This window comes from Janthinobacterium goodfellowi (genome assembly GCF_051380695.1).
In the GTDB taxonomy this organism is placed as follows: domain Bacteria; phylum Pseudomonadota; class Gammaproteobacteria; order Burkholderiales; family Burkholderiaceae_D; genus Janthinobacterium.
The window spans coordinates 173082-197693 of the sequence record NZ_JBNYXN010000001.1 but is presented as its reverse complement, the minus strand read 5'-3'; the positions used below and the strand labels follow the sequence as shown (position 1 = coordinate 197693).

19 protein-coding genes are annotated in these 24612 nt (G+C 65.8%); 14 read left to right on the top strand and 5 right to left on the bottom strand.

Annotated features, from left to right (window positions below):
- The first annotated feature begins 68 nt into the window (after positions 1–68).
- Positions 69–908: a phytanoyl-CoA dioxygenase family protein gene (locus tag ACQ4WQ_RS00890; RefSeq protein WP_326458987.1), complete on the top strand. Its 840-nt coding sequence runs from the start codon at positions 69–71 to the stop codon at positions 906–908.
- Positions 908–1729: a sugar phosphate isomerase/epimerase family protein gene (locus tag ACQ4WQ_RS00885; protein ID WP_436494056.1), complete on the top strand. Its 822-nt coding sequence runs from the start codon at positions 908–910 to the stop codon at positions 1727–1729. The genes ACQ4WQ_RS00890 and ACQ4WQ_RS00885 overlap by 1 nt, the downstream gene beginning before the upstream one ends.
- Here ACQ4WQ_RS00885 and ACQ4WQ_RS00880 read toward each other — a convergent pair.
- A complete protein-coding gene (locus tag ACQ4WQ_RS00880) occupies positions 1714–2652 on the bottom strand; it encodes a LysR family transcriptional regulator (RefSeq protein WP_436494054.1) in 939 nt (312 codons plus the stop codon). The genes ACQ4WQ_RS00885 and ACQ4WQ_RS00880 overlap by 16 nt on opposite strands.
- A 119-nt stretch (positions 2653–2771) precedes the next feature.
- Between ACQ4WQ_RS00880 and ACQ4WQ_RS00875 the strand changes: the two genes are divergently transcribed.
- The 12 genes from ACQ4WQ_RS00875 (at position 2772) to ACQ4WQ_RS00820 (ending at position 19363) form a co-directional block, all read left to right on the top strand.
- A complete protein-coding gene (locus ACQ4WQ_RS00875; protein ID WP_436494052.1) occupies positions 2772–3647 on the top strand; it encodes an aldo/keto reductase family oxidoreductase in 876 nt (291 codons plus the stop codon).
- A gap of 21 nt (positions 3648–3668) precedes the next feature.
- On the top strand, positions 3669–4130 hold the full coding sequence (locus ACQ4WQ_RS00870) for a MarR family winged helix-turn-helix transcriptional regulator (protein ID WP_035821698.1): 462 nt from the start codon (positions 3669–3671) through the stop codon (positions 4128–4130).
- Positions 4131–4295: 165 nt separating this feature from the next.
- On the top strand, positions 4296–6671 hold the full coding sequence (locus ACQ4WQ_RS00865) for a M1 family metallopeptidase (protein ID WP_436494050.1): 2376 nt from the start codon (positions 4296–4298) through the stop codon (positions 6669–6671).
- Positions 6671–7156, top strand: coding sequence for a DUF6702 family protein (locus ACQ4WQ_RS00860; RefSeq protein ID WP_436494048.1), 486 nt, complete (start codon positions 6671–6673; stop codon positions 7154–7156). The genes ACQ4WQ_RS00865 and ACQ4WQ_RS00860 overlap by 1 nt, the downstream gene beginning before the upstream one ends.
- Before the next feature lie 21 nt (positions 7157–7177).
- Positions 7178–9211 (top strand): TonB-dependent receptor, encoded by a 2034-nt coding sequence (locus ACQ4WQ_RS00855; protein WP_436494046.1) that lies wholly within the window; start codon positions 7178–7180, stop codon positions 9209–9211.
- A gap of 103 nt (positions 9212–9314) precedes the next feature.
- Positions 9315–10049 carry a 2OG-Fe dioxygenase family protein gene (locus tag ACQ4WQ_RS00850; protein ID WP_436494044.1) on the top strand — a complete coding sequence of 245 codons (735 nt, stop codon included), beginning with the start codon at positions 9315–9317 and terminating at the stop codon, positions 10047–10049.
- A 142-nt stretch (positions 10050–10191) separates the two neighbouring features.
- Positions 10192–11553: a hybrid sensor histidine kinase/response regulator gene (locus tag ACQ4WQ_RS00845; protein WP_436494042.1), complete on the top strand. Its 1362-nt coding sequence runs from the start codon at positions 10192–10194 to the stop codon at positions 11551–11553.
- Between the two features lie 262 nt (positions 11554–11815).
- Complete coding sequence (locus ACQ4WQ_RS00840) at positions 11816–12538, top strand: CerR family C-terminal domain-containing protein (protein WP_436494040.1); 723 nt, start codon at positions 11816–11818, stop codon at positions 12536–12538.
- On the top strand, positions 12535–13950 hold the full coding sequence (locus ACQ4WQ_RS00835) for an efflux transporter outer membrane subunit (RefSeq protein ID WP_436494038.1): 1416 nt from the start codon (positions 12535–12537) through the stop codon (positions 13948–13950). The genes ACQ4WQ_RS00840 and ACQ4WQ_RS00835 overlap by 4 nt, the downstream gene beginning before the upstream one ends.
- A 13-nt stretch (positions 13951–13963) precedes the next feature.
- Positions 13964–15139: an efflux RND transporter periplasmic adaptor subunit gene (locus ACQ4WQ_RS00830; RefSeq protein ID WP_436494036.1), complete on the top strand. Its 1176-nt coding sequence runs from the start codon at positions 13964–13966 to the stop codon at positions 15137–15139.
- Between the two features lie 8 nt (positions 15140–15147).
- Entirely contained in the window at positions 15148–18264 is a 3117-nt protein-coding gene (locus ACQ4WQ_RS00825; protein WP_436494034.1) for an efflux RND transporter permease subunit, read from the top strand.
- 130 nt (positions 18265–18394) lie between these two features.
- On the top strand, positions 18395–19363 hold the full coding sequence (locus ACQ4WQ_RS00820; RefSeq protein WP_436494032.1) for a hypothetical protein: 969 nt from the start codon (positions 18395–18397) through the stop codon (positions 19361–19363).
- Positions 19364–19381: 18 nt separating this feature from the next.
- Here ACQ4WQ_RS00820 and ACQ4WQ_RS00815 read toward each other — a convergent pair whose 3' ends face one another.
- The 4 genes from ACQ4WQ_RS00815 to ACQ4WQ_RS00800 form a co-directional block, all read right to left on the bottom strand.
- Positions 19382–20122, bottom strand: a complete 741-nt coding sequence (locus ACQ4WQ_RS00815) for a hypothetical protein (protein ID WP_326459001.1) — start codon at positions 20120–20122, stop codon at positions 19382–19384.
- A gap of 95 nt (positions 20123–20217) precedes the next feature.
- Complete coding sequence (locus tag ACQ4WQ_RS00810) at positions 20218–21612, bottom strand: efflux transporter outer membrane subunit (RefSeq protein WP_436494030.1); 1395 nt, start codon at positions 21610–21612, stop codon at positions 20218–20220.
- Positions 21609–22796: an HlyD family secretion protein gene (locus ACQ4WQ_RS00805; RefSeq protein ID WP_436494028.1), complete on the bottom strand. Its 1188-nt coding sequence runs from the start codon at positions 22794–22796 to the stop codon at positions 21609–21611. The genes ACQ4WQ_RS00810 and ACQ4WQ_RS00805 overlap by 4 nt, the downstream gene beginning before the upstream one ends.
- On the bottom strand, positions 22783–24477 hold the full coding sequence (locus ACQ4WQ_RS00800; RefSeq protein WP_436494026.1) for an MFS transporter: 1695 nt from the start codon (positions 24475–24477) through the stop codon (positions 22783–22785). The genes ACQ4WQ_RS00805 and ACQ4WQ_RS00800 overlap by 14 nt, the downstream gene beginning before the upstream one ends.
- Positions 24478–24612 lie beyond the last annotated feature (135 nt).

Sequence of the window (24612 nt, the reverse complement as noted above, 5' to 3'; positions counted from 1 at the left end):
CGGGCGATTGTTTGCGCACTGCCCCCATCCTACAATGGCGCTTTCCATTGACCTACGGAGCCGCCGCCATGCTGACAACTGAACAACAAGAACAATACCAACGCGACGGCTACATCATCCTGCCCGATTTCAAGGGAGCGGACGAAATCGCCGCCCTGCGCGCGCGCGCCGAACAGATTGTCAACGAATTCGATCCCAGCCAGAGTCAATCCATCTTCACCACGCGCGACCAGGCGAAGAACACCAACGATTATTTCCTGGCGTCGGACAACACCATCCGCTGCTTCTTCGAGGAAGAGGCTTTCGGCCCGGACGGCCAGCTGAAGCAGGCGAAATCGCTGTCGATCAACAAGATCGGCCACGCCATGCACGACCTGGATCCCGTCTTCCGCGCTTTTTCGGCCGACCCGAAACTGGCCGAAGTGGCGCGCGACCTGGGCCTGGCGGATGCGCAGGTGTGGCAATCGATGTACATCTTCAAGCAGCCCGGCATCGGCGGCGAAGTGCGCTGGCACCAGGACGCCACGTATTTCGAGACCACGCCGGTCAGCGTGACCACGTTCTGGTTCGCGCTGGAAGACGCGACCCTGGACAACGGCTGCCTGTGGGCCGAACCGGGCGGCCACCGCGGGCCCCTGCGCGAGCGCTTCATCCGCAACGGCGACCAGGTAAGAGTGGAAAAGCTCGATGCCATGCCGTGGCCCGACGACAGCACGGCCGTGCCGTTGGAAGTGAAGGCCGGCGCCCTCGTGTGCTTCCACGGCTTGCTTCCCCACTACAGCGCGCCGAACCGCTCGCCCGTCTCGCGCCACGCCTACACCTTGCACGCGACCGATGGCCAGACCGAGTACGCCGCGCACAACTGGATACAGCGCGACGCGGCGTTCCCCGTGCGGGGCTTCATCTGATGCGCATCGAGGTCTTCGCCGCCCACTGGGGCAATAACGACCTGCCGCCCGACGTCTTCATCGACAGGGTCGCGGCGGCCGGCTTCGACGGCATCGAGATGTCGCTGCCGCTGGACGCGGCCCTGCGCGAGGAGTGGACGGACCGCATCGCCAAGGCGGGCCTGCAGCTGATCGCCGCGCAATGGGAAACCGTGTTCCACAGCGACTTCGAACTGCACCACGCCGCCCTGGCGGAACTGCTGGAAAACGCCTGCCTGGCGCGCCCCGTGCTGGTCAACACCCACACGGGCAAGGATTACTATACCCAGGCGCAGAACGCGGCATTGATCGACCTGGCCGCCGCCATCTCGGCCAGGCACGGCGTGCCCATCGTGCACGAACTCCACCGCAGCCGATTTTCCGGCCACCCGATGCTGCTGCTGCCGTATCTGCAGCAGTATCCGGATTTGCCCCTGACGGCCGACCTGTCGCACTGGTGCTGCGCCTGCGAATCGCTGCTGGAAGACCAGCCGCACACACTGGCGCAAATACTGCCGCTGGTGCACCACGTGCATGCGCGCGTGGGCCATGCGCAGGGCCCGCAAGTGGCCGACTTCCGCGCACCGGAAGCCAAGCCGGCGCTCGACGCCCACCTGGCCTGGTGGGATGCCATCGTCGCCCTGCGCCGCGCGGCCGGCGCCGAACGCATGACGTTCACGCCGGAATTCGGCCCCGCGCCATACACGCAAACGCTGCCATACACGCAGCAGCCCGTGAGCGACGCATGGGAACAGAACGTGGCCATGCTGCAGCTTTTACGCCAGCGCTATCCGGCGGATTGAGGAAGCGGCGGAAACTGCGCAAAATTGGCCTGCACGAAATCGATGAAGGCGCGCAGCGGGGCTGGCAGGTGGCGCCGGCCCGCATAGTATAAAAACGGGCCGGGAAAGGGCATCGCCCAGTCTTCCAGCACGGGCTGCAGCTGGCCCGCATCGACATACGGCTGCAGCCACTCTTCAAACAGATACACCAGCCCATGGCCGGCGATGGCCATGCTGACCGCGAAGTCGGCCGCCGTCGGCGTGACGATCACGGGGCCGTCCGGCTCCACGCTCACTTTTTGTCCGTCGCGCTCGAACTCCCACGGCGGAATCGCGCCACTGAGGAATTTTCCCAGCAGGCAGGCGTGCTGCAGCAGGTCGCGCGGATGCACGGGCACGCCCCGCTGCGCCAGGTAGGACGGCGCACCCGCCACCGCGAAGCGCTGCGTGCGCGGGCCGATCGGGATGGCGATCATGTCCTGCTCCAGCCGCTCGCCATAGCGGATGCCGGCGTCGCAGCCACTGGCGACGACATCGACAAAATTATTATCGACCACCAGCTCGACCCTGATCTGCGGATAGGCGCGCAGGAACTGGTCGACCATGGGCTGCAAAAAGAAGCGCGCCGCGTTGACCGGCACGTTCAGGCGCAAGGTGCCGCGCGGGCTGTCGCGCAAGTCGTTCAGCACGTCGAGCGCGCCGCTCACTTCCTCGAGCGCCGGACGCAAACGCGTCAGCAGCAGCGCGCCGGCTGCCGTCGGCGTCACGCTGCGCGTGGTGCGTTCCAGCAGGCGGATGCCCAGTTGCTGCTCCAGCCGCCGCAGCGCCTCGCTCAGCGCCGACGCCGACTGTCCGCTGGCGCGCGCGGCCTGGCGAAAACCCCGATGCTGGGCCACCAGGGCAAAGGCGGACAGGTCGGCCATGGAAGGGTTGTCTGCATGCATGAGGGGAGCTTTCACTGTGCGTAATTGAGTACAGGGCGTACCGGATTGACCCGATTATCATACAGCGCATTGGCCATTACGATGGCTGCTCCCGTCCCCACCACCACACAGGAGCTTCCATGCACACGTATTGCCCCGCCCGCGACCAGTTCACGCCCGCCCATTGCGACATCGCATTCAACCGCATCGGCTACGGCGCCATGCAACTGGCCGGCCCGCACGTCTGGGGTCCGCCGAAGGACCGCGCCGCCGCCGTCGCCGTGCTGCGCGACGCCATTGAACTGGGCATCAACCATATCGACACGTCGGACTTTTACGGCCCCCACATCACCAACCAGATCATCCGCGAAGCGCTGCATCCGTATCGCGACGGCTTGACCATCGTCACCAAGATCGGCTTCGTGCGCGGCGCCGACCAATCCTGGCTGCCGGCCGCATCGCCGCAGCAGCTGCGCGACGCCGTGCACGACAACCTGCGCAACCTGAGCCTCGACGTGCTCGATGTGGTCAACCTGCGCGCGCCGGGCGTGGCCGGCCCGGACGGCTCGTCGCTTGCCGAGCCGCTGGCCACACTGGTGCAGCTGCAGCGGGAAGGCCTGGTGCGCCATATCGGCCTGTCCAATGTCGATGCAGGCCAGGTAGCCGAGGCGCAGCGCCTCAGCCCCATCGTCTGCGTGCAAAACCACTATAACCTGGCGCACCGCGCGGACGATGCGCTGATCGATACCCTGGCCGCGCAAGGCATCGCCTATGTGCCCTTCTTCCCCCTGGGCGGTTTTTCGCCGCTGCAGTCCGATACCTTGAACCAGGTGGCGGCCGCCATGCAGGCCACGCCGATGCAGGTGGCGCTGGCCTGGCTGCTGCAGCGCGCGCCGAATATGCTGGTCATTCCCGGCACCTCGTCCATGGCGCATCTGCGCGAGAATGTCGCCGCCGGCGCGCTCAGGCTCGACGCGCAGGCATTGGCGGCATTGAGGTCGCTTGCAACTAAGTAGCGCACTATATATACTGTCCCCATGGATACCACCACCGCCCCCAACCCCTTGCACCAGGTGCCGCGCCTGGACGGCCAGCTGTGCTTTGCGCTGTACTCGACCTCGCTTGCCATGAACAAGCTGTACCGCAAGCTCCTGCGCAAGCTGGGCCTGACCTATTCGCAATACCTGGTGATGATGGTGTTGTGGGAGCGCGACGGCCTGACGGTGTCGGAAGTGGGCGAGCGCCTGTTCCTGGACTCGGCCACCCTGACGCCCTTGCTCAAGCGCATGGAGCAATCGGGCCTGCTGACGCGCACGCGCGCCGCCAGCGACGAGCGCCAGGTCATCATTTCCCTCACGCAGCAAGGCGACCAGCTGCGCCATGAAGCGGCCCTGCTGCCCGAAGCCATCCTGACGGCCAGCCACTGCAGCGTGGAGCAGGTTGTGGACATGAAACAACAACTGAACCAGTTGCGCGACAGCCTGATGAAAAGTGAGTAAAGGCGCCGCTTTTCCGAGCAAAATCAGGTAAAGCATCGCCCGGACGGGGCCAGGCAAAAGCTGGTGCGAAATCCGCCTTTCTTTATTACAAATCGATACAAGACTGACGCCACCCTGCGTATAGAATAGTTGCCACTATTTCCTTACAACAACATCAGGGTGACCATGCGCATACCTTTCGGCTCCGTAGCCACGTTGGCTCTGTGCTTTACCGTGTCGGCCTTCGCTGCCGAACCATTCGACGACAAGTTCCGCCAGCTCGAAGAAGTGCTGCCCACCCCGAATACCTACCGCACCGCCTCCGGCGCGCCGGGCCACGCCTACTGGCAGCAGCGCGCCGACTACACGATCCGCGCCACCCTGGACGAAGCCAAACGCGAGATCGCCGGCAGCGGTACCATCACCTACCATAACCAGTCGCCCGACACCCTCGGCTACCTGTGGGTGCAGCTGGACCAGAATATCTACAAGCCCGACTCCGACGCGCGCCGCATGACCACGGCGCCCTCGCGCCAGGCCTGGGCCAAGACGGCGGGCGAAGACACGATGAAGTTCGAAGGCTTGCGCGGCATCCTGGCGCGCGGCGACTTCCAGGGCGGCTTCAATATCCGCCGTTTGACGGGCGCCGATGGCCAGCCGCTGAAATACGTCATCAACCGCACCATGATGCGCATCGACCTGCCGCAGCCCTTGAAACCGGGCCAGGACTTCGCCTTCCAGATCGACTGGGATTACCGCATCAACGAACAGAAGGTGCTGGGCGGGCGCGCCGGCTATGAGGTTTTCGATGACAAGAACGCCCTGTTCGAAGTGGCGCAGTGGTTCCCCCGCATGGCGGCCTATTACGACGCGGCCGGCTGGCAGCACAAGCAGTTCCTGGGCTCGGGCGAATTCACGCTGGAGTTCGGCGACTACGACGTGCAACTGACGGTTCCGGCCGACCATATCGTCGCCGCCACGGGCGCTCTGCAAAATCCGCAGGAGGTGCTGTCAAGCGCGCAGCGCGAGCGCCTGGACCAGGCCCGCGGCAGCGACAAGCCCGTCGTCATCGTCACGCAGAAGGAAGCGGAAGCGGCCGAAAAATCCGTCAGCCGCGCGCAAAAGACGTGGCACTTCAAGGCGGCCAACGTGCGCGACTTCGCCTGGGCCTCGAGCCGCAAGTTCATCTGGGATGCACAGGGCTACAAGAAGGGCGGCAGCGACGTGATGGCCATGTCCTACTATCCGAAAGAAGGCAATCCGCTGTGGGAAAAATACAGCACGCAAGCCATCGTGCACACGATCGAACAGTACAACAAGTACAGCATCGACTATCCATACCCGACGGCCATCTCCGTCAACGGCCCCGTGGGCGGCATGGAGTATCCGATGATCTCGTTCAACGGCCCGCGTCCCGTGAAGGACAAGAAGACGGGCGAGCTGACGTATTCGAAGCGCACCAAGTATGGCTTGATCGGCGTGATCATCCACGAGGTGGGCCACAATTACTACCCGATGATCATCAACTCGGACGAGCGCCAATGGACGTGGATGGACGAAGGCCTCAACACCTTCGTGCAATACCTGGCGCAGCAGGCGTGGGAAGAAAACTATCCGGCCTCGCGCGGCGAACCGCGCGAGATCGTCGACTACATGCGTAGCCGCGACCAGGTCCCCATCATGACCAATTCCGAATCCCTGCTGCAGTTCGGGAACAACGCCTATGCCAAGCCGGCGGCGGGCCTGAACATCCTGCGCGAGACCATCCTCGGGCGCGAGCTGTTCGACTACGCCTTCAAGGAGTATGCGCAGCGCTGGAAATTCAAGCGCCCCACGCCCGCTGACTTCTTCCGCACCATGGAAGACGCCTCCGGCACGGACCTCGACTGGTTCTGGCGCGGCTGGTTCTATACGACCGACCCGGTCGACATCAGCATCGACGGCATCAGCGAATACGGCGTGAGCTCGAAAGATCCGGCAACGGAAAAAGCCTGGAAAAAGGCGCAAAAGGACGCCCAGCCGGAATCGGTGACGAGCCGCGCCAACAAGGGCATGCCGCGCCGCGTCGACGCGCACCCTGAGCTGAAGGATTTCTACAACCAGCACGACGATTTCACGGTCACCAACAAGGACCGCAACGCCTATGCCGAAGCGCTGGCCGCGCTGGAACCGTGGGAAAAGGACTTGCTGAAACAGGGCAAGCACCTGTACCTGGTCGACCTGTCGAACCTGGGCGGCATGGTCATGCCGTTGATACTCGAGATCGAACTGAAAAGCGGCAAGAAGTACGTCGAGCGCGTGCCGGCCGAAGTATGGCGCTATTCGCCGAAGAAGATCACCAAGGTCGTCATCACGGACGAGCCGATGGTGGGCCTGGTGCAGGACCCGTACTGGGAAACGGCCGATATCGACACCAGCAACAATAGCTGGCCGCGCAAGATCACGCCATCGCGCCTGGAGCTGTTCAAGAGCGAAAAATCGCCGAAGGATAACCTGATGCGCGATTTTCATACGCCGTTGAAAGGCAAGAACGGCGGCGCGGACAAGGGCGACGAGGCGTGATGCGCTGGCGCCTCCTCGCGGCCAGCGTGCTGGCCAGCGCCAGCATGGCGGCCGGCGCGCATAACTTCCACATGGGTATCGCCGACATCAGCTACAACGCGGCCAGCGGCAGCACGGAAGTGGTGCACACCTACACGGGCCACGACGTCGAGGCGCTGCTGACGAATCTGTACCAGCGCCAGTTCGACCTGGGCCAGGAAGACAGCGAAGCGGCGCTGCGCCGCTACGTGGACAAGCAGTTTTATATCGTCGGCGCCGACGGCAAGCGCCTGCGCCTGAACTGGGTCGGCATGAAGGTCAACGCGGACAACGTGGTGATCTTCCAGGAAATCGAGCGCACGCGCCTGGCGCCCGCCACGCGCATCCATAACCAGTTGCTGACCGACTTCCTGCCCAGCCAGCGCAATACCCTCAACGTGCAGGACAGCGGCAACATCCAGACGCTGATCTTCGACCGCCAGAACACGGAATTGCCGATCCGCTAAGCCCCGGCACACCTATCCCCCATGACGCCACGCTCCCTTCCCTTCCTCCTCGCCGCCCTGTTTTCACCTGCGGCCCACGCCGACGACATCTTCCAGCGCGTGCTGGTCGACGGTTCGCGCCTGAACCAGCTGGGCGTGGCCGATTCGGCCAATGCGGGCAGCGTCACGCAACAGCAGCTCGACGCGCGCACCAGCTACCGGCCCGGCGAATTGCTCGAAGCCGTGCCGGGGCTGATCGTCAGCCAGCATAGCGGCGAGGGCAAGGCCAACCAGTTCTACCTGCGCGGCTTCAACCTCGATCACGGCACGGACTTGCGCACCACCGTCGACGAGATGCCCGTCAACCAGCGCAGCCATGGCCACGGACAAGGCTGGACGGACCTGAACTTTTTGATCCCCGAACTGGCCATGCGCCTCGATTACAAGAAGGGACCGTATTCGGCGGCGCAAGGCGATTTTTCCTCGGCGGGCGCGGCGTCCGTCGTCTACGCGAACCGCCTGACGCAAGGCATCGCCAGCGCGGGCATCGGGCAAAACGGCTTTCGCCGCGCCCTGCTGGCCGACTCCATCGATGCGGGCGACGGCAGCCTGCTGTACGCGCTCGAAGCGCAGCAGAACAATGGCCCGTTCACGCAGCCGGACCGCTACCGCAAGCGCAATGGCGTGCTGCGCTACAGCGAAGGCTATGCCAACAACGGCTTCAACGTTACGGCCATGGCGTACGACGCCAGCTGGAACGCCACCGACCAGATTCCGCTGCGCGCCGTGCGCGACAGCACCCTGGGCCGCTTCGACGCCGTCGATGCCAGCGACGGCGGCAAGGCGCAGCGCTACAGCCTGTCGGGCGCCTGGCGCCAGACGACGGACGACGTGTCGTCCAGGGTCAGCGCGTACGTGATCGCCAACCGCCTGGCCCTGTTCTCGAATTTTACGTATGCGATGGACGACCCGGTCAACGGCGACCAGTTCGCCCAGCCCGACCGGCGCGTGACGGCCGGCCTCGATGCCAGCCACACCTGGCACCGGCACACGGACAGGGGCAGCAGCGACACCACCATCGGCCTGCAGCTACAGAACGACAATATCCACAATGGCTTGTACAACACGCGCCAGCGCCAGGTCCTGTCGACCACGCGGCAAGACCATATCGTCGAAACGAGCATCGGCGTGTATGGCGAAAACAGCATGCGCTGGTCGCGATCGCTGCGCACCGTGGCCGGCCTGCGCGCCGACGCCTACCGCTTCGACGTGCGCAGCGACCGCGCCGCCAATTCGGGCACGGCCAGCGACCATTTGTTCAGCCCCAGCCTGAGCGTGATCGCGGGGCCGTGGCGCGACACGGAAGCGTATGTCAACATCGGCAACGGTTTTCACAGCAACGACGCGCGCGGTACGACCATCACGGTCGATCCGAAGACGGACGAAGCAGCCGGCAAGGTCACGCCCCTGGTGCGCTCGCGCGGCCTGGAACTGGGCTTGCGCAGCGCCGCCATCGCCGGCCTGCAAACCTCGCTGTCGCTGTACCGCCTGGACTTCGATTCCGAGCTGCTGTTCATCGGCGACGCGGGCGCCACGGAGGCGGGCCGCCCCAGCCGCCGCTACGGCATCGAAATTTCCAGCTACTACAAGCCGGCCAGATGGCTGTCGCTGGACCTGGATCTCGCGTATGCGCGGGCGCGCTCGCGCGGCAGCGACCCGGCGGGCGACTTCATCCCCGGCGCCATCGAAGGCGTGGCCCAGCTGGCCATGACGGTGACGCCGCCGGGGCCCTGGTCGGGCTCCTTGCGCCTGCGCTACTTCGGTCCGCGCCCCCTGGTGGAAGACAACAGCGTACGCTCCGCCGCCAGCGTGGGCTTGAACGGGCGCATCGCCTACCGGATCGACAAGACCTGGCGCATGGAACTGGAAGGCTACAACCTGGCCAACCGGCGCGACTCGGCCATCGACTACTACTATGCCTCGCGCCTGCCCGGCGAGGCGCAGCCCGTGGACGATATCCACTTCCATCCGGTGGAATCGCGCTCGCTGCGCCTGACCCTGGTAAAGAATTTTTAAGTAAACAAGAATAATTCCTGTCGTACTGCACAGGAAACGCCACGAAGTCGTAGAATGCCAGGCTGGATAAACTGATACAGGCCGCGTTCCGGCCGGCACCGCCATGAGCACTTCCGCACCGATCTTTACCGAACCGTCCCGCCTCAAGGAAGCCTTGCGCGACGACGGCTATGCCGTCCTGCGCCCGCAGGACGTGGCCGCGCTGGCCGGCTGCCCGCTGGCCGCGCTGCGCGCGCTGGAACCCAGCTGGAACACCCTGGCGCTGGACAATTACCTGAAGGATGGCGGCCGCTATCGCCGCCGGCGCCACTCGTGCTTCGTGCAGGATGGCGAGCGCCTGACGCAGACGGCGCACCGTCCGCACTGGCAGCCGGTGGAATACAACGCCCTGCACGGCGGCATGCACCGCCTGTTCGAACCCGTCGAAGCGGCTATCGTCGCGCAAGCGGCCTGGCAGCAGCTGATCCGCGCGCTGGGCGACGCCTGCTCGCAGGTCAAGGGGCGCCAGCCGTGGTTCATCGAGGCGCACCAGTTCCGCATCGATACGACCGATGGCATCGGCCGCCCGACGCCGGAAGGCGCGCACCGCGACGGCGTCGATTTCGTCGCCGTGCTGCTGATCGGGCGCGAGCAGATCAAGGGCGGCGAGACGCGCATCTTCGAAGCGGAGGGTCCCAACGGCAAGCGCTTTACCCTGACCGAGCCGTGGTCGCTGCTGCTGCTCGACGATGCCGCCGTGATCCATGAATCGACGCCGATCCAGCCCATCGGCGAACACGGCCACCGCGACACGCTCGTGCTGACCTATCGCGCCGGCCAGTTCCAGGGCGAGAACTGAGAGGCGGCCACAGCATTCCCTGTGGCCAAAATAGTTACTTGGAAGTTACTTTTGCAGACCTAAATCCGATATAGTCATACGATGTCGATATTGCGCGCGCACCGCGCCCAGCATCACCACACTGAAATTCTAGGAGAGGTCTGTGGACTCCAACAACCAAATCAAGCCTGACGAAATCGAGATCCTGATCGTCGAGGACAGCCCGACCCAGGCGGAGCGCTTGCGCCGCCTGATCCAGTCGCTGCACTATAACGCGCGCGTGGCGGCCAATGGCCAGCTGGCCCTGGCCGCCATCCGCGAGCGTAAGCCGCACCTGGTGCTGTCCGATATCGTCATGCCTGAAATGAATGGCTACGACCTGTGCCGCGCCATCAAGGCCGATCCGACCCTGCGCGACATCCCCGTGATCCTCGTCACCTCGCTCAACGACCCGAAGGACATCATCCGCGGCATCGAGTGCGGCGCCGACAATTTCATCCGCAAGCCCTACGCGGAAGACTACCTGCTCAACCGCATCAGCCACATGCTGATGAACCAGAAGCTGCGCAAGAACCAGAATGTGGAAATCGGCATCGCCCTGTACCTGGGCGACCAGAAGCATTTCATCAACGCGGAGCGCCAGCAAATCCTCGATTTGCTGATCTCCACCTATGAACAGGCGGTGCAGGTCAACGGCGAACTGCAGGCGCGCGAACGCCAGGTGATCGAGCTGAATATGCGCCTGGCACACCATGCGGCCGAACTGGAAACCATCAACCGCGAAATCGCCCTGAAAAACCTGGAACTGGCCGAAGCGAGCCGCATGAAGTCCGCCTTCATCGCCAATATGTCGCATGAACTGCGCACGCCGCTCAACGCCATCATCGGGTTTACAGGCGCGCTGCTGATGAAACTGCCCGGTCCCCTGACGTCGGACCAGGACAAGCAGCTCAATACCATCCGCGCCAGCGCGCGCCATCTGCTCTCGCTGATCAACGACATCCTCGACGTGGCGAAGATCGAGGCGGGCAAGCTGACCCTGTCGATCGAGCCCGTGCACTGCCAGGACCTGATGGCCGAAGTGGCCGACACCCTGCGCCCGCTGGCCCAGCAAAAGGGCCTGGCCCTGGAAATGGCGCTGGGAGAAGCGGACCAGCCGCCCGCCATCATCGAGACGGACCGCCGCGCGCTGACGCAAATCCTCATCAACCTGCTCAACAACGCCATCAAGTTCACGGAACAGGGCACGGTGCGCATCAGCCTGGCCCAGCGCGAAGAAGACGGCGTGCTGGTGACGGAAATGAGCATCGCCGACAGCGGCGCCGGCATCAAGGAAGAAGACCAGGCCAAGCTGTTCCAGGCCTTCTCGCAACTCGATTCCACCTCCACGCGCCACGTGGAAGGCGCGGGACTGGGCCTGTACCTGTGCCAGAACCTGGCCAACGCCATCGGCGGCGCCCTGTTCTTCAACAGCGACTACGGCTCGGGCAGCACGTTCACGCTGGCGCTGCGCAGCAAGGCCTGAACTCCTGTGCGCCGCAGCATGGAATGCTGACTTTTTGCCATCCACGAGAGACCGATACAGTAGTTCTACGGTATTGCACTGCACCATTTTCAGCGCTATAGTAGAACTGTCTCCTCCAATTCGTTCTCCGAACATTGGATTCAGCCCGCGCCAGTTCGCGGGCTTTTTTTTGCCCGCGTTTTACCGCATCTTCATCTTTCCTTAACTAAATCGATCGATTTAGTTATATCAATCGTTTGAGATATATGATTAAATCTCCGACATGATTGAAAAAAACATTTCCCACACACCAAATGCCGACGACGGGCGCAAACCCCGTTCCGACGGCGAACAGTCGCGCGAGCGCTTGCTGCTCAGCGCCATCCGCCTGTTTGCCGAACAAGGTTACGCCAAGACGTCCACGCGCGAACTGGCGCAGGCGGCCGGCACCAACGCGGCCGCCATCCGCTACTATTTTGGCGACAAGGCGGGCCTGTACCGCGCCGCCTTCTCCCATCAACTATCGAATCCACAAGACAATATCGCCCTGTACGAACAACCGCATTTCACCCTGCGCCAAAGCCTGGAAGGCTTTTATGCGCAATTGCTCGCGCCCATGCAGCAGGGCGAGATCGCGCGCGACTGCATGCGCCTGTGGTGCCGCGAGATGCTCGAACCGACGGGCCTGTGGGCGCGCGAGGTCGACCAGAACATCCGTGCCGAACACGAGGCGCTCACGCGCGTGCTGGCACGCCACCTGGGCGCGTCCGACGACAGCGACGACATGCACCGGCTGGCGTTCTCCATCGCCTCGCTGGCCCTGCAGCACATGGTGGGCGCCGACGTGCTGCACACCTTGCGCCCGCAACTGATGGAAACGCCGCACGCCATCGATACCTGGCTGGCGCGCATGACCGACTACGCGCTGGCCATGGCCGACGTGGAGCGCCGACGCCTGGCCACTCCCCCCTCTACCACTCAACGACAAGCAGAAGGACCAGCATGACGATTATTCGATGCACCGTTCAACGCGCCCTGGCCGCCGGCATCGTGCTGGCGCTGGGCGGTTGCGCCCTGCAGGGGCCGCCCGCGGCGGTGGCCGCCAAGGATCTCGCGCAGTGGCAGGCGCCGCTGCCGCACAACGGCAAGCTGACCGACCTGGCCAGCTGGTGGCAGGGCCAGGGCGACAGCCTGCTGGTGGAATTGATCAGCGACGCGCAACAGGTCAGCCCCACCATCGCCGCCGCCGGCACGCGCATCGTGCAGGCGCGCGCGGACAGCATCGCCAGCGGCGCCGCGCTGGCGCCCAAGCTCGACGCGACGGGCAGCGTGGTGCGCACCAGCCAGCAATCGGCCCAGCCCAGCGGCACCACCTCGCAGGCGGCGCTGCAGGCGTCGTGGGAAATCGACGTCTTTGGCGCCAACCGCGCCACGCGCGATGCGGCGCAGGAGCGCTACGACAGCGCCCGCGCGCTCTGGCACCACGCGCGCGTCTCGGTCGCCGCCGAAGTGGCGAACCAGTATTACGCCTTGCGCACCTGCCAGCAGTTGCAGGGCGTGGCCGAACAGGATGCCGTCTCGCGCCGCGACTCGGCACGCCTGACGGAACTGAGCGCCGGCGCCGGCTTCCAGCCGCCCGCCAACGCGGCGCTGGCCCGCGCCAGCGCCGCCGAAGGCGCCAGCCGCGCCATCGAGCAGCGCGCCGCTTGCGACGTGAACATCAAGGCGCTGGTGGCCCTGTCGGCCATGCCGGAAGCGTCGCTGCGCCAGAAGCTGGCGGCCAGCCCTGCCATCCTGCCCTCGCCCGTGGCGATTGCGCAATTGCCGGCACAAACCCTGGCCCAGCGTCCCGACATCTACAGCGCCGAACGCGAAGTGGCGGCCGCCAGCTTCGAAGTGCGCGGCGCGCAGGCGCAGCGCTATCCCCGCCTGAGCCTGGCAGGCTCCATCGGCAAGGGCAATATCCGCGCCGGCGGCACCAGCATCACGGCCAGCACCTGGAGCATTGGCCCGCTGGCCATCAGCCTGCCCATCTTCGACGGCGGCACTCGCCGCGCCCAGGTCGATGCGGCCACGGCGCGCTACGACGAAGCCGTGGTGAAATACCGCGCCGGCGTGCGCCAGGCCGTGCGCGAAGTGGAAGAAGCATTGGTCAACCTGGCCAGCACGGACGAGCGCAGCGAGCATGCCAAAACCGCGCTGGAAGGCTACCGCGTCTCGTTCGTCGCCACCGAAGACCGCTACAAGAACGGCCTGGCCAGCCTGATCGAACTGGAAGACGCCCGCCGCACGCGCCTGGCCGCCGAAAACACGGTGGTCAACCTCGAGCGCGAACGCAGTGCCGCCTGGGTAGCGCTGTACCGCGCCGCCGGCGGCGGCTGGAACAGCAGCAGCGCCATCGCCAACAACGCACCTTGACGGATACGACAACATGAAAAAATTGATTTTGACACCCACGGCATTCGCCCTTGCCGCCCTTTGCGTGATGCTGGGCGCGGGCGTGGCCCTGTACCCATCGGCTTCCACGGCGGCCGACGAGGCAAAGGACAAGAAGGCTGCGCAAAAACCCGCGCTGACCGTCACCACGGCCAAGCCGCAGACGGCCAGCCTGCCCATCAAGCTGAGCGCCAACGGCAACGTGGCCGCCTGGCAGGAAGCCGTCATCGGCAGCGAATCGAACGGCTTGCGCCTCACCGACGTGCGCGTGAATGTCGGCGACGTCGTGCGCGCCGGCCAGGTGCTGGCCGTATTCTCGAACGACACGGTGAACGCCGACGTGGCGCAGGCCAGGGCCTCCGTGCTGGAAGCGGAAGCGAATGCGGCCGAGGCGGCAGCCAACGCGCAGCGCGCCCGCTCGCTGCAAAGTACGGGCGCCATCAGCGCGCAGCAGATCAGCCAGTACCTGACGGCCGAACAGACGGCCAACGCGCGCATCGCCTCCGCCAAGGCGCAGCTGGCGTCGCAGCAGCTGCGCCTGAAATACACGCAGGTGGTGGCGCCCGACAGCGGCATCATCTCCTCGCGCTCGGCCACCGTCGGTTCCGTCGTGGGCGCCGGCACGGAACTGTTCCGCATGATCCGCCAGGGCCGCCTCGAATGGCGCGCCGAAGTGACGGCCACCGAGCTGCTGAACCTGAAGCCGGGCACCCTGGCGCAGGTGAAGGCGGCCAATGGCAGCGTGTTGACGGGCAAGGTGCGCATGATCGCCCCCACGGTCGACCCGCAGACGCGCTCCGCCCTCGTGTACGTGGACCTGCCGGCCAGCACAGGCAACAACGCGCCGTTCAAGGCCGGCATGTACGCCAGCGGCGAATTTGAACTGGGCACCTCGGGCGCGCTGACGGTGCCGCAGCAGGCGATTGCCGTGCGCGATGGCTTCAGCTATGTCTTCCGCCTCAATCCCGACCAGCGGGTCAGCCAGATCAAGGTGCAGGCCGGACGGCGCCTGAGCGACCGCATCGAGATTTTGAGCGGCATCACGGCCGACACGACGATTGTCGTCAGCGGCGCCGGCTTCCTCAATGACGGCGACCTGGTACGGAATGTTCAAAACCCGGTGGCAACCCCTGTCGCAACGGCTGCCAAACCGGCCGCAGCGAAAAAGTAAGGCAAGCCATGAATTTTTCCTCCCTCTCGATCAAGAACCCGATCCCGGCCATCATGCTGTTCGCGCTGCTGACCCTGGCCGGGCTGCTGGCCTACAAGGCCAATCCGGTGCAGGATTTCCCCGACATCGAACTGCCCATCGTCACCGTCAGCGCGGTGCTGCCCGGCGCCGCGCCGGCCCAGCTGGAAACGGAAGTGGCGCGCAAGATCGAAGACTCCGTCGCCACCCTGCAAGGCGTGAAAAACATCTACACCAAGGTGCTCGATGGCGTCGTCACGGTGACCGTCGAATTCATCCTGGAAAAGCAGATCGCCGAAGCCGTCAACGATGTGCGCGACGCCGTCGCGCGGGTCAAGGCGGACATGCCGGCCGAGCTGCGCGACCCCACCGTCACCAAGGCGTCCACGGCCGGGCGCGTGGTGCTGACCTTTATCGCCACGGCGAAACCCGGTGTCGATAATCCGCTCGACGCGCCCGACCTGTCCTGGTTCGTCGACAACACGGTGGCCAAGCGCCTCTTGACCGTGCCCGGCGTGGGCGCCGTCACCCGCGTGGGCGGCGTCTACCGCGAGATCCAGGTGGAGCTCGACGAGGCGCGCATGGCCGCATTGAAGGTCTCGGCCCTCGACGTCTCGCGCCAGCTGCGCCTGGTGCAGCGCGAAGCGCCGGGCGGCCGGGGCGACGTCAGCGGCGCCGAGCAATCGGTGCGCACCATCGCCACCGTGAAAACGGCCGATGAACTGTCGCGCGTGGAAGTGCCGCTGCCGGACGGCCGCCATGTGCGCCTGGACCAGGTGGCCTCCGTGCGCGACACCATTGCCGAACCGCGCGCGCTGGCCGAACAGGATGGCAAGACCGTCGTCGCCTTCGAGGTGTTCCGCACCAAGGGCGCCAGCGAAGTGGCCGTCGCCAAAGGCGCGCGCGACGCCATCGCCGACCTGCAAAAGGAAAACCCGAATGTGGTGCTGCAGCAGTCGATCGACAACGCCTTCCCCGTCGAGGAAAACTTCGACGGTTCGATGGAGCTGCTGTACGAAGGCGCGCTGCTGGCCGTGCTGGTGGTGTGGTGGTTCCTGCGCGACTGGCGCGCCACCCTGGTGGCAGCCGCCGCCCTGCCCCTGTCCGTGATGCCGGCCTTCCTCGGCATCTACTGGTTCGGCTACACGCTCAATACCGTCACCCTGCTGTCGCTGGCCCTGGTGGTCGGCGTGCTGGTCGACGACGCCATCGTGGAAATCGAAAACATCGAACGCCATCTGCGCATGGGCAAGTCGCCGATGGAAGCGGCCATGGAAGCGGCCGACGAAATCGGAATGGCGGTCATCGCCACCACCTTCGCGCTGGTGGCCGTGTTCCTGCCGACGGCCTTCATGAGCGGCATTCCCGGCCTGTTCTTCAAGCAGTTCGGCTGGACGGCCGTGCTGGCCGTGCTGGCCTCGCTGGTGGTGGCGCGCCTGCTCACGCCGATGATGGCCGCCTACATATTGAAACCGCTGCCGCACAAGGAGGAACAGGACGGCTGGCTGATGACGCGCTACCTGCGCGTGATGCGCTGGTGCCTGAACCACCGCGGCATCACGGCCATCGCCGCGGCCCTGTTCTTTGTCGGCGCCATCGCGCTCGTGCCGCTGCTGCCGACAGGTTTCGTGCCGGCCGCCGACCGCGCGCAGACGCAGATCAACCTGGAACTGCCGCCCGGCTCCACTTTGGGCGAAACGCAGGCCGTGGCAGCCATGGCACGCGACGCGGCCATGCGCACGCCGGGCATCCAGGGCGTCTTCAGTTCGATCGGCGGCGGCTCCAGCGGCGACGCCTTCGCCCCCGGCGCGGCGGCCGAGGCGCGCCGTGCCGTGCTGACCCTGACCACCGTGCACCGCACGGAGCGCAAGGAATCGATGGCGGACCTGGAAACACAGCTGCGCCACAAGCTCGACACGATTCCCGGCGCCCGCTTCACGGTGGGGCCGCCCGACACGGGCGTCAAGATGCAGCTGGTGCTGCGCTCGGAAGACCCGGTGGCGCTGATGGCCGCGGCGCAAAAGGTCGAGCGCGAACTGCGCGGCCTGAAAGGCATCGGCAACGTCAGTTCCAGCGCCTCGCTGGTGCGCCCGGAAATCATCGTGCGCCCCGATTTCGCCAAGGCGGCCGACCTGGGCGTGACGGCGGCAGCCATCGGCGAAACCGTGCGCGTGGCCACGGCCGGCGACTACGACACGGACCTGACGAAAATGAACCTGCCGGAACGGCAAGTGCCGATCCGCGTCAAGCTGCCCAACAGCGTGCGCGCCGACCTGGCCGCCATCGAGCGCCTGACCGTACCCGGCAAGAACGGCCCCGTGCGCCTGGCGAACGTGGCCACGGTGACGATGGAAAGCGGCCCGGCGCAAATCGACCGTTTGAACCGCAGCCGCAACGTCACCCTCGACGTGGAACTCGGTTCGCGCACCCTCGGCGAATTGAACGAGGAAGCGCGCGCGCTGCCGTCGATGAAGAATTTGCCGCCGTCCGTGAAAATCGCCGAACTGGGCGACGCACAGGAAATGGCCTCGCTGTTCGCCAGCTTCGGCCTGGCCATGCTGATCGGCGTGCTGTGCATCTACTGCGTGCTGGTGCTGCTGTTCAAGGACTTCATGCAGCCGGTGACCATCCTGGCGGCGCTGCCGCTGTCGATCGGCGGCGCCTTCGTGGCGCTCCTGATCACGGGCAGCGCCCTGTCGATGCCGTCGATGATCGGCCTGATCATGCTGATGGGGATCGTCACGAAGAACTCCATCCTGCTGGTCGACTATGCGATCCTGGCGCGCCAGGCCGGCATGAACCGCTTCGATGCGCTGGTCGATGCCTGCCACAAGCGCAGCCGCCCCATCCTGATGACGACGATTGCCATGGGCGCCGGCATGATGCCGCTGGCGCTGGGCTGGGGCGCCGACCCCAGCTTCCGTTCGCCGATGGCCATCACCGTCATCGGCGGCCTGATCACCTCGACCTTGTTGAGCCTGCTGGTCGTGCCGGCCGTGTTCACCTATATCGACGACCTGGAGCACCTGCTCAAGCGCGGCATGGCGAAACTGCGCCGCCAGAAGGCGCCGCTGCGGCGCGATGACAGGGTGGCGCTGGAAAAATAAGCGCCAGGCTGATTGCAAAAACGCCCCCTGCGGGCAAGGAAGCGGGGGAACGGCCGCCAGGCCGCGCTCCCTCGCTTTCATCTATCTGGCATACTGCGCCCATTCTCCATGAACGCAATCTGCCCTGCCTATGAATTACCGCACCCCGCTCGTCCTGCTGATGGCCTCCGCACTGCTCGGCGCCTGCTCGGACAAGACCGCCCCCGCCAGCGCCGACCTGGCAGCCGACGTGGCAGCCGCCGTCCCCGCCGCCGACGCAACGGCATCGGCCGAACCCGTGCCGCCGCCGTCCGCCACCGCGCCCAGGACGGAAGCGATGAACACGCCGCAGGCGCGCGAGCGCGAAGCAGGCATGATGCGCGCCGTCTTCGGCAAGGACTACCGCGGCGACAGCGACGACGCACTGGCCGACCTGCCCGATCCGGACAATCACGTCGACAAGCTCAGTTACGTCGTCAGCGCCGTCAGCCACAAGCTGCTGCCCGATGGCAGCGCCATCCTGGTGGCGAATGCGGAAACGGCCAACACGGAAGGCACGGCCGAATCGGCGCATGCCTCGCCGGGGCTGCTGAATGTCTTTTTCCTGGCGCCCAAGGGCACGCCGGAGGACGGCCAGTGGCAAGTCGTGAAACGTCTGGAAAACATCGCCGCCCTGGGCTCGTCGGGACAGCTCGGCGAAGTCCACTGGGTCATGCTGGGCACGAACAAGCCGGGACTGGCGATCCGCTACGGTTATACGGGCCAGGGCTACACCATCACGCAACTGGCCCTGTTTGAAATCGGCGACGGCAAGGTCACCTCGCTCGATGGCGCCATCGACCTGTACTCGGACAATATGGGCGCCTGCGGGCCTGAAACGGACGAGTGCTGGATGGTCAAGGGGAACTGGCGCTTCGCGCCAGCGCGCAATGGCGGCGCCTACGATGACTTGCTGATCGATTTCAAGGGCGCCTCCGAAAAGATCAAGCCGGGCGTCGCGGTCAAGCAGGACGAAGACCCGCCGCGCATCGCCACGCCGCTGAACGGCCACGCGCGCTATGGCTTCGATGGCAAAGGGTATAAACTGGTTGAAGGGAAGAATCCAGTGCCTGGCGTGTAAGCCGGCACCGGCAAGCCATCAGCGGCGCGCCGCCTCCAGGCGCGCCAGCAGCGGCGCATACATCGCCCGCGTATGGCTGCTCCAGCGGGCCATGGCGCTGTCGATATCGAGCAGCAGGCGCTCCGACAGCACCTTGTCGCCCTGCTGCAGCGCCCAGATCGCGCACTCGGCGCGGCACTCGAAGCTGTTGTAGCGCGTCAGCGCATCGTCGAATTCCGCCCTCGCTTCTTGCTGTCGCCCGCTTTGCGCCAGCGCGCGCGCCGTCAGCAGGGACACCATCTCGGGACGAAAATGGATATCCGTGCGGCGGATGAATTCCAGGTGCGTCAGCGCTTCGGCGCCGCGTGCACATTCCAGATAGGCGCGCGCCGCGCCCAGGCGAATTTCCAGGTCCGATGAAAACGCGCCCCGCAGGCAGGCTTCGTACGTCGCTGCCGCTTCCTGCGCATCGCCCGCCTCCAGCTGCGCGCTGGCCAGGCGCATCTGGTTTTGCGCCGTCGGCGTGTACTCGAAGGCGGCCTTCGCCTCGCGCAATTCGCGGTTCGGATCGAGCACCTGCACGGCCACCGAAGCGACCTTGCGCGCGCCTTGCGGCAGGCGCGAGTTGGGCAGGTAGATGGCGAAGAAATACACCACGCTGCCCAGCAAGGGGAACATGAATAAAATGAGCAGCCAGTACAGCTGCTGCCCGTTGCGCACCACGTGGATCGCAAAAAATACCGCGATCAGGATGTGGATGCCTATGCCAAAAATCGTCATGCTGCGACCTCGTTCGTTCGTGACGGGAGCAGCTGGCACCATGCCGCCGCTTTCCCTGCTCAGAATATTACACTGGCCGCGCCGTGCACACGCGTCTATTGCGCCTTGGCCGACCAGCCGCCGCCCATGGCCCGATACAAGTCGACGGAAGCGACGAGGATGCGCGTCTTCAGCTGCAGCAGTCCCACGTCGGCGCTGTACAGGGTGCGCTGGGCGTCGAGTTCCTCCAGGTAGGAGGCATAGCCATTGCGGTAGCGGTTGTGCGCGATGCGCAGGGTGTCCGCCGCCGCGGCGCGGCGCGCGTCGTTTTCCACGGCCTGCTGCTGGAGGCGGTAGATGGCGCCCAGGCTGTTCTCCGTTTCGGCGAAGGCGTTGCGCACCACGTTTTCATACGCGTACACGAGCTGGTCGCGCTGCGCGCCGGCCGCATCCGTCTGCGCCTGCACGCGCCCGCCATCGAACAGGGGGCCGGCCGCCAAAGCCGTCAGGCGCCACAGGGCGGTGGGCGCATGCAGGAAATCGGTGAGGGTCGTCGCCTGTCCGCCGCCGGCCGCCGTCAGCTTGAACGAGGGCAGCAGCTGGTCGCGCGTGGCGGCCAGGCTGGCGTTGGCGGCCGCCAGATTGTGTTCCGCGCGCGCGATATCGGGCCGCCGGCGCAGCAATTCGGACGGCAGGCCGGCCGGCACGCCTGGCGCCGCCAGCTCGGCCAGCGGCAAGCCGCGCGCGATGGGGCCGGGATTGCCGCCGACGAGGACGGCCAGCGCATTTTCCTGTTCGAAGATCTGCCGCTGCAGCTGCGGCACCTGCTCGGCCGCCGCATGGTATTCCGATTGCGCCTGCAGCCATTCCAGGCGCGAGCTGTAGCCCACCTCGAACTGCTTGCGCGCCAGCTCGCGCGACTGTTCGCGCAGCTGCAGGGTCGATTGCGTCAGCGCCAGCTGCGCGTCGAGTCCCCGCAGGTTCAGGTAACTCGTCGCCACGCTGGCGGCGATCGACAGGGCCGCCGCATCGAGGCTGGCCTGCTCGGCGCGGTAGCTCTCGCCGGCCGCGTCGCTCAGACTGGCCAGCCGGCCCCACACATCGATTTCATAGCTGGCCTGCAGTTCGGCCTGGAAGACATTCGTCACATACGGTTTGCCGCTGGAGGCCAAAGTGCGCGTGCGCGTGGGCGAACCGTCGAAAGCCAGATTGGGCGCGCGGTTCGCGTCGGCCTGCGCCAGGCGCGCGCGGTATTCCTGCACCCGGGCGCGCGCCACGCGCAAGTCGCCATTGCGCGCCAGCGCCTCGCCCACCAGGTCGCTCAAGACCGGGTCGCCGAAGGCTTGCCACCACAGTTGCTCGACCTGGGCACCCGTCGCCGCAGGTGCGCCGAGGGCTTGCGCGCGCCAGCCGGACGGCAGCTGCAGCGATGACGGGGGCTGTGAAGGCGCCTTGGCGGCGCAGCCGGCCAGCGCCAGCGCGGCGGCCATCAATAATGCGCGGCGTGTCATGGCTTGGCTTTCTTTTGCGCAGGCGGAGGCGCCGGATTGTCCGCCGAGTCGTTCAGCACGGCCGACGTGTCGACGCTGACCACCACCGACATGCCCGGCACGAGCCGGCGCGCATTCGCCTGGCCAGGATCGATGCGGATGCGCACGGGAATGCGCTGGGCAATTTTGAGGTAGTTGCCCGTCGCGTTATCGGCCGGCAGCACGGAAAACTCGGACCCGGTGGCCGGCGAAATGCGCTCCACCTGGCCCGTCAGCACGGCGCCGTCGAGCGCGTCGACGTGGAAGGTGGCGCTTTGCCCTTCCTGCACGCCGTTCATCTGCGTTTCCTTGAAATTGGCGATCACCCACATCTGGCGCGGCACCAGCGCCATCAGCTGCGCGCCCGAGTTCACGTACGCGCCCTGGCGCACCGTCACCTGGCCCAGCTGGCCGTCGGAGGGCGCCACGATGCGCGTGTTATCGAGGTCGATCTTCGCCGCCTTGACGGCCGCCTGCGCGTTGGCAACGGCAGCTTCCAGCGCCTGCTTGTTGACCACCACGGAATGCACGCTTTGCTGGGCGATGTCGAGATTGGCGCGGGCTTGCGCCAGCGCGGCCGCCATCTGCGCCTGCGTGGCGCGCGACTGGTCGTGTTCGCGCTGCGACAGCGAGCCGTCGGCCACCAGCTGCTCCACGCGATTAAGGTCGGCGCTGGCCTTGCGCGCCTGCGCTTCCGCGTTGGCCAGCGCCGCCTCGCTGACGGAAATGCCCGCCTGCGCGCTGGCCTTCTGCTGCGCCCAGTTCGACAGCGCCGCCTGCTGCGCGGCCAACTGGGCCTGCGCCTGCTCGTAGCGCTGCTGGTAGATGCGGTCATCGATGCGCACCAGCAGCTGGCCCTCCTTGACGTCCATGAAGTCCTGCACCGTCACTTCCACCACATAGCCCGACAGCTGCGTGCCGATGATGGTCACCTGCCCCCGCACGGTGGCGTTTTCCGTCGTCACGATGGGGCTGGTGAACGGCGGCAGACGCCACGCATACAGCACGATCAGCACGCCCACCAGGGCCACGGCGGCAAAGGCCAGCGCGGACAGCCACTGGTGGCGCCGGTCCGGCTGCGGCGGCGTACTGCTGGCCGCGGGCGCTGGCGCAACTGGCGTCGGTGCAGGGGTCGGTACTGGCGGCGGGGTGTTATTTTCTGTCATTGCTCGGTTCCGAATTGGTAATGGGGACGATGGCCATGGCCGTCTGCGCATCGCGCACGGGGCCGACCAGGCGGCGCGCGCCGGTGGTGATGCGGGTCCAGGACTGACTGACCAGCATCCAGATCAGGGTGGCGATGGCGACGCCGGCGATCATCAAGAAGACATCGTTGTAGGCGAGGACATTGGCTTCGCGCGTGGCGACGGCGCCCAGGCGGGCCACGCCCTGGGCGCTGCGCAGGGCCGGGTCCATCAGCACGCCGCCGTAGCTTGCGGCACCGGACTGCACGCGCGCGGCCACCTGCGGGTCGAGCATGGTGAGGTGCTCGACCAGATAGCTGGAATGGTATTTTTCGCGCGCCGTCTGGATGGTGCCGACGATGGCCGACCCGAGCAAGCCGCCCAGGTTCTGCGTCATGGTAAACATCACGGAAAAACTCACCAGGTTGCGCGGTTCGGCGATCACGGCGCCCATGCCGGCCACCATGGTGGGACCGAGGAAATACGTGCCGCCAAAGGCCAGCAGGAACTGGCTGACATACATGTTGACGGGGCGCGTCTGGCTGGTGGCGTGCGCGTCGATCAGGGCGCCGGCTGCGATCAGCAGCAGCGCGAACATCAGCGAACGGTTCAGGGTCGCCGGATTGATCGTCAGCGCGCTGACCACCAGGCCCGCCACGCTGCCCAGCAGGACCACGACGAACAGGTTCTGCATCTGGTCCGTGTTCAGGCCCAGCGCCTGCAGGAAGCCTACGGCGCCCGTCGATTCGGACAGCACGACGCGAAACAGCAGCACCGATAAAAACAGCTTGGCGATCTTGCCCGTGGTGAGCCAGCGCGTGTTGAGCAGCGGGCGCGCGCGGTTATGCTCGATGGCCAGCGAGGCGGCGATCAGCACGATGGAAGCCGCCAGGCACACGCCCACCCACTCCGATTCCATCCACCACGCCGTGCGCCCCTGCGCCAGCACGGCGCACAGCAGGGCCACGCCGGGAGCGAACAAAATAAAGGTGAGGAAATCGAGCGGCTCGAACGTCTGCACGCGGTCGCCGGGCGGCAGCTTCAGGGCCAGCACGCAGCCCAGCGCCAGCAGGGCCAGCCCCAGCTCGAACAGGTACAGGCCGTGCCATTCGCCGATCTGCAGCAGTTCGGACGTGAAGATGCGCGCCAGCGGCAGTGCCAGCTGGGCAAAGCCCAGGCCCAGCACCACGCCTTTCAGCCGGTGCCGCGCGGGAAACGCCTGCAGGGTGTAGTACAGCCCCAGCACGCCCAGCGCGCCGCCCACCATGCCATGCGCGGCGCGCACGGCGATCGCGGACGGCAAGGTATTGGCATACAAGTGGGCGAACGTCACCAGCGCGTACAGCACGAGAAAGAATTCCGTAAACAGGCGCAGGCCGAACTGCTGGCGAAACTTCACCAGCAGCAGATTCATGGACACGATGGTCATCACGTAGGCGGCCGGCAGCCACTGCATCTGGTAGGCATAGGCGGCCAGCGAACCTTGCAGGTTCAGCAAATTGGCCGTCACCAGGCCGTTACCGAGTCCCCCCGTCAGCGCGACGATCAGGCCGACGATGAAATACGCGACACGCTTGGGCGTCGAATGTTCTGGCGTCGATGGCGACCCGGGCAGGTTCGGGCGTTCGCCCGGCCCCCAGGTGCGAGGTGTGTACTTGTCCATGCGGTAATCGCGATCCGGTTTGCTGAAGCCGTTCTTTGCTGCAGTGATAGAAATAGTTGCAAATGAACAGTTCTAGTCAGCAGCATATCATCGCAGGACGTTTTTATTGTTTACATTGTTGCGCACTGTTGCGCC